The organism is Bacillus haikouensis, from assembly GCF_013179555.1.
GTDB classification, from domain to species: Bacteria; Bacillota; Bacilli; order Bacillales; family Bacillaceae_B; genus Rossellomorea; species Rossellomorea haikouensis_A.
Map to the genome: position 1 here is coordinate 1 of NZ_JABMCR010000180.1, position 8,935 is coordinate 8,935.

7 protein-coding genes and 1 pseudogene are annotated in these 8,935 nt (G+C 45.3%); 7 read left to right on the forward strand and 1 reads right to left on the reverse strand.

The window, feature by feature from the left end; translation table 11 throughout:
* The 7 genes and pseudogenes from HP456_RS25090 to HP456_RS16025 form a co-directional block, all read left to right on the forward strand.
* Window positions 1–175: pseudogene (locus HP456_RS25090) on the forward strand (DNA alkylation repair protein); the annotation flags it as partial.
* Window positions 176–1,219: 1,044 nt separating this feature from the next.
* Entirely contained in the window at window positions 1,220–1,906 is a 687-nt protein-coding gene (locus HP456_RS16000) for a response regulator transcription factor (RefSeq protein ID WP_172252892.1), read from the forward strand.
* A gap of 1 nt (window position 1,907) precedes the next feature.
* On the forward strand, window positions 1,908–2,915 hold the full coding sequence (locus HP456_RS16005; protein WP_172252880.1) for a sensor histidine kinase: 1,008 nt from the start codon (window positions 1,908–1,910) through the stop codon (window positions 2,913–2,915).
* Between the two features lie 116 nt (window positions 2,916–3,031).
* Window positions 3,032–3,715, forward strand: a complete 684-nt coding sequence (locus HP456_RS16010; RefSeq protein WP_172252882.1) for an ABC transporter ATP-binding protein — start codon at window positions 3,032–3,034, stop codon at window positions 3,713–3,715.
* Window positions 3,712–6,294 carry an FtsX-like permease family protein gene (locus HP456_RS16015; RefSeq protein ID WP_172252884.1) on the forward strand — a complete coding sequence of 861 codons (2,583 nt, stop codon included), beginning with the start codon at window positions 3,712–3,714 and terminating at the stop codon, window positions 6,292–6,294. Before HP456_RS16010 ends, HP456_RS16015 begins: the two co-directional genes overlap by 4 nt.
* 760 nt (window positions 6,295–7,054) lie before the next feature.
* Window positions 7,055–7,408: a hypothetical protein gene (locus HP456_RS16020; protein WP_216663318.1), complete on the forward strand. Its 354-nt coding sequence runs from the start codon at window positions 7,055–7,057 to the stop codon at window positions 7,406–7,408.
* Window positions 7,409–7,568: 160 nt separating this feature from the next.
* A complete protein-coding gene (locus HP456_RS16025) occupies window positions 7,569–8,075 on the forward strand; it encodes a DUF1648 domain-containing protein (RefSeq protein WP_172252888.1) in 507 nt (168 codons plus the stop codon).
* Window positions 8,076–8,201: 126 nt separating this feature from the next.
* Here the strand turns inward: HP456_RS16025 and HP456_RS16030 are convergent, their stop codons facing one another.
* The gene (locus HP456_RS16030; protein ID WP_172252890.1) at window positions 8,202–8,888 is read right to left on the reverse strand and encodes an ArsR/SmtB family transcription factor; all 687 of its coding nucleotides are present in this window, start codon (window positions 8,886–8,888) and stop codon (window positions 8,202–8,204) included.
* Window positions 8,889–8,935: the final 47 nt, after the last annotated feature.

An 8,935-nucleotide genomic window follows, 5' to 3' on the forward strand; every position in this document is an offset into this window, starting at 1 on the left:
AGGGGTTTCCTATGTACCGCTCCATGAAATGTCGTTGGAGACGGCGAAGGAAATCGGACCTGTTGAAATGAAACGAGACAAGAAAAAGAACAGCGTCCTGAAGGCTTCGGAAAATATCCAGAAGGAAGTGGAGCGGGGGAGGATTGGGTTTAAGCGGAAGTATGTGAGATGTTAGGATTGGATTTGTTGTTTTGATGATGTCTGCTGGTTTCTGTTGGTTTTTGGGGTTCAGTAATGGTGTGCTTGCGGATTGGTAATAAATAGAACCGCTCGATAATAAAAGGTTAAATTTAATTATAACGAGACCAGTTTGATTAAATGACCAGATTATCGATAAAAGAGAACAGCGGTTTTCATCAACTCGATAATAAAATTGCCGTTTTCTATAATAAAAGAAGCCGGTGCTTGATTTTATTCGATTTGGCGAAGAATGGGGTCACTATTGTCATATTATTGCTTCGATGAACAGAGGCGATGACAGGTAATTTGATATTTATGCCATTTCTGGTTGATTTATTGAGTTTTTATATAAAAAGCCATAAAGGGTCTGACTCACTGATCAGCGGTGGGCAGACCCTATTTTTAACCTTAGATTCATTCGTTACACCATATAATTAGCTAAAAAAAGACAAATCCATCTTTTACAAGTTTAAAGTGGAGGTGAATTTGCTGGCCGAAAACCACTTAATTCAGCTCTCAGGCAATAATCAAGCCACTTTTTCATTTTTCAAGCCACTTTGCCGATTTACGAGCCACTTTTTGAAAATACAAGCCAGATTCTTGATATACAAGCCGAAATCCCAAAATACAAGACAGATTCTTGATATACAAGCCGAAACCCCAAAATACAAGCCAGATTCTTGATATGCAAGCCGAAACCCCAAAATACAAGCCAAAACCCCGATATTCAAGCCACTTAGAATCATTCTAATTTCACCCGAAGACCCCACAAGATTCTGAACAGCCTGTAACCTTCTGAACCAAATCCCCATAAGCCGTGGAATCTTGCCCATCGCCCCATTCAGCTCTCCCTTAACAAGCCACAGCCATAATTCATAATTAAAAACTAATAAAAATCAACCCCCGACCCTCACCCCAACCAAGCTTTACCACTGCTGGAACATGTCTTCAACCCGGCCGGGACAAGGGACCTGTCCCCGCGTCCCGCTCCGTGATACTATATGTGTAACGTTTATTGGAGAGATTGAGGTGGTTGTGTATGAAGGTGTTGTTGGTGGAGGATGATCGGACGATTGCGGCGGGATTGGAGTATTCTTTGCGGCAGGAGGAGTATGAGACGATTCTTTGTTATGATGCGGAGTCGGCGAAGGCGATTATCAGGGATCGGCTGGGTGAGATTGATCTGTGTTTATTTGATTTGTCACTGCCGGATGGGAGCGGGTATGAGCTGTGTGAGCGGGTGAAGAAGCAGAGTGATAAGCCGGTGATTTTTTTGACGGCGCTTGATGATGAAGTGAATGTGGTGATGGGACTTGACATGGGCGCGGATGATTATATTACAAAGCCGTTCCGTATCCGTGAGCTGCTTTCGAGGATCCGATCGGTGCTCCGCCGCTATCAGAAGCAGCCGGCACAGACGAATGTGTGGATGGAAATTGGAGATATCCGCATTCATACGCTGGAGGGCAAGGTGTATAAGCATGGAGAGGAAATCGTATTGACCGCATTGGAGTACCGACTGCTGCTCATCTTTGCCAATCATGTCGGACAGGTGCTGACTAGGGCTCAGCTGCTCGACCAGATTTGGGATGTGGCCGGTGATTTTGTGAACGACAATACGCTGACTGTTTATATCAAGCGGCTGCGGGAGAAGCTTGAAGACCATCCCCAGCGTCCGGTGATTATCAAGACCATACGCGGTATGGGTTACAAGGCAGGTGATTGAGATGTGGAGAAATCGGGAATTGAAGCTGTTTTTCATGATTCTTGGATTCATCACTCTTGCTGGATCTGGATTGGCTGGTTATTTGCTTTCCATTCAGGCGGCATTCGGTGTGTTCATCACCTCGTTCCTGCTCACTGGCTGCAGTTTCTTTTTCACCAGATGGCGTTACCGGGAAATTGAAAAGCTTTCCGGATACTTGCGGAGGATCAGCAGCGGTGATGACAGTCTTGATCTCCGTGACAACCATGAGGGGGAGCTCAGTATTTTAAAGAACGACATTTACAAGGTGACCTTGATGCTGTCGGAGAGCCGGTCGTATTTAGAACGGGACAAGCTTGCTATGACGGATGCCCTGTCGGATATCTCGCATCAGTTGAAGACTCCATTGACTTCGATGATGGTGATGGCGGATCTCCTCACTGACAGCGCATTGGAGGAATCAAAGCGTGCCGAGTTCACAGAGAATATCCGCGTGCAGCTGGAAAGGATCGAATGGCTGGTCTCTTCACTGCTGAAATTATCGAAGATCGATGCAGGAACGATTGAGTTTAAAAAAGACAGGGTGAGCGTCCGGGAATTGATTGATCGTGCCATACAGCCTGTCTTGATTCCAATGGATATCAGAGAGCAGACGCTGACGGTGACCGGCGACGATCAGGCCGCTTTTACTGGTGATCTACGATGGACGGCCGAAGCCCTCATCAATCTATTGAAAAATGGTGTGGAGCATACGGGGAATGGAGGGGAGATTTCCATCTCCTTTGAGGAGAACCCTCTTTTTACCGAAATCAGGATAGCGGATAATGGTTCGGGGATCCCGAAAAAAGATCTGCCATACATATTCAGGCGCTTTTATAAAGGAAAGAACGCGAGTGAGGAAAGTGTCGGAATCGGGCTCGCGATGGCCTACAGCATCATCACCGGTCAGCAGGGGGATCTGGAGGTCAGAAGTGAAAAAGGAAACGGGACCGAGTTCTCCATTAAATTTTACAAAAAGGAATTGCTGTAGAGGGCATGAGAGAGTCCATGTTCCCCTTAAAGTGAATAGATTGTCACTTTCGAGTCACTTTAAAGTCATATTAGGCAGATATACTGAGGTCAACATCAAAATTATGGAGGTACAAAATGAGTATAGTAAAAATAGAAAATCTGTCTAAGATATACGGCAAAGGGGAAACGGCGGTCAAAGCATTGGATGATGTCTCCTTTTCTGTGAATAAAGGTGAATTTGTGGCGATCATCGGTCCTTCGGGATCAGGAAAATCCACTTTGCTTCATTTATTGGGCGGCGTAGACCGGCCGACTAGCGGGAAAGTCCTCATTGACAACACCGATATTTATCAGCTGGATGAAACACAGCTTGCGATTTTCAGAAGAAGGCAAATCGGTCTGATCTATCAGTTCTATAATCTGATTCCGATTTTGACGGTTGAAGAAAACATCACGCTGCCGATGTTATTGGACCAGCATAAAGTGGACAACAAGCAATTGACATCAATTGTATCGACCTTGGGACTTGAGCAGCGGCTGAATCATTTACCAAACCAGTTATCAGGCGGACAGCAGCAGCGTGTATCAATTGGAAGAGCTCTGATCAGCAATCCTGCCATCATTTTGGCGGACGAGCCGACCGGAAATCTGGACAGCAAGAACAGTCATGAAATCATCGAGCTATTGAAAATGTTCAATAAAACGTATAATCAGACGCTGATCGTCATCACCCACGATGAGCGCATTGCACTACAGGCAGACAGGGTAATTGAAATAGCTGATGGAAGGGTCGCAAAGGATGAGGTGATCCGTCCATGAACATCATCAACAAACTGACGTTACGGCATCTTAAGGAAAATAAAAAAAGGACCCTCGTGACCATCATCGGTGTGATCATCTCAGTGTCGATGATCATGGCCGTTGCGACGCTCGGCGTTTCTTTTCTGGACATAATGAAAAGGCAGTCCATCGCCGACAATGGCGAATGGCATGTTCAGTATCAGAACGTCACGACTGATCAGATTGACGCGATTGCAAAGGATGAAGCAACCGGGAAGTTGATACTCTCCAATGACCTCGGGTATGCAAAACTGGAAGGGGCAAAGGTGGAAGAAAGGCCCTACCTATTTTTAAAACAGTATAATGAGCAAGGCTTGAAGCAGTTTCCGATCGAGTTGAGTGTAGGTAGCCTTCCTTCATCTCAGCATGAGGTAGCGATTTCCGAGCAAATCGCGAAAGATGGGGGAGTGCAGTATGAAATAGGCGATCAGATCAAACTGGACATCGGCAAACGCGTGATGCCGGAGGAAAGTCAGGCATTGGGTCAGAACGACCCGCTGCAGCGGGATGAAAATGGCGTCACGGAAAAACTCAATGTCGAGTCGACCGAAACGTTCACCGTAACCGGCATCATCAAGCGTCCATCCTGGGAGCCTTCGTGGTCTCCCGGATATACGATGCTCGGCTATGTCGACCAGGACTCCTTGCAGAAATCTGAAAAGGTGAATGCGGTTGTCGTTCTCGACAAAGTGAACGGATCGTTATTCGAACACGCACAAAAGTTGGCGGAACAGAATGGCATCGAGAAAGTCGGATTCAACACCGAACTGCTTCGCTACTACGGAGTGACGAACGATGACAATCTGCGATTCACCTTGTTCTCCTTACTCGGGATCATCATGGCAGTCATCATCATCGGTTCCGTTTCACTCATTTATAATGCGTTTGCCATCAGTGTATCCGAGCGCGCCAGACATCTTGGGATGCTGTCGAGTGTGGGGGCGACGAAGAAACAGAAGAGGAATTCAGTCTTTTTCGAAGGGGCGGCAATCGGTGTCGTCAGCATCCCGCTTGGCCTGCTGGCAGGAATCGGGGGAATCGCGGCCACTTTTTGGTTCATCAACTCTTATATTGATGGGGCACTGGGCATTTCCGAAAAACTCCAGGTCGTCGTCACGCCTTCTTCGGTACTAGTCTCCTGCCTGATCTCCGTCGTGACCATCTTTATCTCGACGTATATACCTGCACGAAAAGCATCGAAGATCTCAGCCATCGATGCCATCCGGCAGACGCAGGACATCAAGTTATCGGGAAAAACAGTTAAAACTTCCAAGCTTGTCCGTAAGTTATTCGGACTTGAAGCGGAGATCGGATTGAAGAATTTAAAGCGGAATAAAAAGAGATACCATGCAACTATTATCTCCCTTGTCGTGAGCATCGTCCTTTTCTTATCGGTATCATTTTTTACAGATAACCTGAAGAAATCAGTGGTGATGTCGCAGGAAGGAGTCAATTTCGACATTCAAATATCCGGAGATGACAGGGATGCCGAGCAACTGGAGGAACTGGCTCATTTCGACAATGTAACGAGTCACAGCCTGCAAAAGAGACTGCCGCTGACTTCACTTATTAAAGAAGACAAATTCCCAGGAGAATTGAAGAGCATGATCGACCGGGAAGAAATCACGCTTGAAGATGGCAGCTATCAATATTACGTTAATTTCTACGGGTTGGATGAACAGAGTTTTGAAGCCTACGCGAAAAAGGCAGGTGCGGATCTTCAGAAGTTCACTGATCCCGAGAAACCGACGGCCATCGTTATCGATGAAATCTCCTATCAGGATCCGTCAACCAACAAGTTCGTCGAAACAACATCCATCGAAGCGAGCACAGGAGATAAACTTGACCTGATCTTCACAGACTATGCAACTGAAAAAACAAAACCTTTTGGATCGGTTACCATCGGTGCCCTGACAGATCAAGTGCCAATGGGGAACCGGTCGGCGATGATCGGCGGATTGGACATCATCGTGCCGATGGATACCCTGGAAGCGATGGTCGACAAGAAAATGAAAAATGAAATACAAACCCAGATTTTCATGAAGAGCTCCGATCCGATGAAGACCCAGAAAGCACTTGAAGAAGTGGTGCCTTCAAATCTATATATCTACAATGTCTTTCAGAACCGACAGCAGGAAGAACAGCTGATCCTGTTCCTGTCCGTCTTTACGTATGGATTCATCACCTTGATCTCGTTGATTTCAATCGCGAACATCTTCAACACCATTTCAACCGGCATCTCCCTGAGGAAACGGGAATTCGCCATGCTGAAATCAGTGGGGATGACCCCGAAAGGCTTCAACAAAATGATCAATTATGAAAGCATCTTCTATGGCGTCAATGCCCTGCTGTTCGGGCTTCCGATCAGTATCGGTGTCATGTACTTGATCCACAGATCGGTCGGCGAGACCTTCGAATACGGATTCGTACTGCCATGGATCGATATTCTCTTCGCCATCGCTGCGATCTTCATCATCGTCAGCTCGGCCATGCTTTACTCGATCGGGAAAATCAAGAAAGAAAATATCATTGAAGGATTGAAACAGGAGAATATTTAGGCTTCTGGCTTTTCACCTGATATGTTGTGGAATGATAAGAATCTGTCCCGCTGCGCAGTTCACGCGGCGGGGACAGGTTCTTTTTTATGATTGTAATTAATAGTTAGGTGGTTAAAAAAGACAAATTTCATTTTTTACAAGCTTGTTTAGGAGAGGGATTTGCTGGCTGGAAGCTGCAAGATTCTGTTGAGTGGCTGGAATCGAGCGGGCTTCGGATTTACGAGTCACTTTTCAGGAATTCGTGCCGCTTTTCCGATATATTCAAGCCAGATTTTTGAAATACGAGCCACTTTTCCGATATACAAGCCAGATTTTTGAAATACGAGCCACTTTTCCGATATACAAGCCAGGTTTTTAAAATACGAGCCAGATTTTTAAAATACAAGCCGGATTTCTGAGATACAAGCCAAATTCCCGATATTCATGCCACTTAGAATCATTCTAATTCACGGGAAACGGAATAGGTAAGCTTAAAAGGTCCAGGGAGCAATTCGACGGAGGGGCATTGGCAGTCATATTATTCAATATTGTCCCAAAAGGATCTCATCATGTTTTGCATGTGAATCTTTAAGCCGATTGAGGCTCTCACTCATGACAAGTCAATGTAAAGCGAGAAAATAATTGGCTTAATTTGGAATATATTATAAGGTAAAAGGAGGTATAGTACTGTATTCAAAAAGGGGTGTTTTCACTGAGTGCAAAAAAGGAAGTGCAAGCAATCAACTGGTCAGTATTTGGAATATTAGTTTTTGCGGGTTTAGTGCTGGCGATAAATACATTCGGCAGCATGAGGAATGCGACAGCAGAGGAACTTGACCGGATGCAATCACGTATCGAAATTCGATGGGATCAAGAGATGTGGGTATTTGCATTGATCTTGGGTTTTTGTACTTTATTACTTATTGTCTTTTGGAAGAGATTGTTTCCGCATAATGTGCCGCTTGCCATTATCATGGGTGGATTTTGGTTCCAATTTCTTTTTCAGGTGACTGTAACGGGATGGGCTGGTCTTGTGGGAATGGTCGGATTAGCGGTCGCGATTGCGGCTGGATTGATTATGATGTTAGTTTATGCATTGGGAGCGCGGAAATGGAATTTGCGGGGAAGCAGATAAACGAAAGTGTTGTGGATGGGAAAGGTTATGTTGTAGGTCAAAAGGATTTGTCCGTGTTTGAGTAGAGCCTTAGCATGAAAAGTCTGGAAGCGGGAGAACAAGAAAATCAGGAGCAGGCACCGGTGTTAGCCGAAAACCAGGATTAGCAGGAGTTGAAGGGATGTCAAACGCTAAAAAAAGACCGAAAATCAAGCTTGTCAAGACGAAGGTGGAGTGGCTTTGGGATTTCATTGGATATTCGACTTATATAGGGATGATTGTCTTCTTGGTTTACAAGTGGAATGAAATTCCGGCCAAAGTACCGGCCCATTTCAATGCACTGGGGGAAGTGGATCGTTGGGGGGCAAAAATGGAGCTTCTCATCCTGCCGATAATCGGAGCGCTCATTGCAGTGCTCATGCAAGTCATTGAGAAATTTCCTGAAGTGCATAACTATCCGGACCGGTTGAATGAAGGAAATGCGAAAGAGTTTTATTTACTAAGCAGAAAAATGATCAATAGTATAAAAAATATATGTTTGATCATTTTTTCGCTGATCTTATTTGAATCGGTTACGATTGCTTTGGGCAGTGGAGAGGGATTTGGAGCATTGTTCCTGCCAATCCTTTTACTTTCCGTGTTCATTCCGATTATAACAGGAATCGTGAAGCAGCAAAGAATCAGGTAGGCGGCTGGTCCTTTGTAGATACCTGCCTTTGCAGCTGGGAATATACCGCCTCCTTGTAAACGAATAGAAGGAGACGACATTACACAACACAAATCCTGCCCCAGGCATGTGGTGGCATGTGATCACTCATACCGTAATACGAAAGACTGATTCCAGTTCTTTTTTTCCCACTTCCGTTATTTTTATGGCTCTGGTGTCAGGTACTCGCCGGATCCATTTTAACTCCAGGAATTTTTCCAAAAGTGCATTTCCAAGAGCTCCGGAAATGTGGTGACGCCGTTCACTCCAGTCCAGGCATTTATGGATGTAGGTGCGGCGTTTTTTAACTACTGCGTCCAGGTCGATCGTAAGGGATGCAAACAGCTCTTCTCCTTGTATAGTCAGGACAAAAGTATCTTCGTGTTCTTCAATACATCCGCTTCTGATTAAAGAATCCGTAATTTTGATTCCGAGACTGCCCGCGAGATGATCGTAGCATGTTCTCGCATATCTGACAGCTTTATCCCGTGTTACTTGTTTGAATGATTTCATCTCTATTTTGGGGGCAATGGTTAAGAAAGTTTCTAACACCGAGGCGACTTCATGACTTTTCAATCCATAATAGCGATGCCGCCCTTGTTTATCGACTTTGATGACATCTGCCTCTACCATTTTCTTCAGATGAAAGCTTGTCGTTTGCGGACTGATTCCTGCAATATAAGCAAGGCTGCCGGCAGGATGAAGCCTTCCATCCAATAAAGCCGTCAGGATGGCGGCGCGTGAAGGTTCACTGATTAATGCAGCAACTGAAGCTATATTCGGACTTGTATTCATTTGATCCCTCCTATGTAATCCATATTTCGATGATAATGGAAATGTTA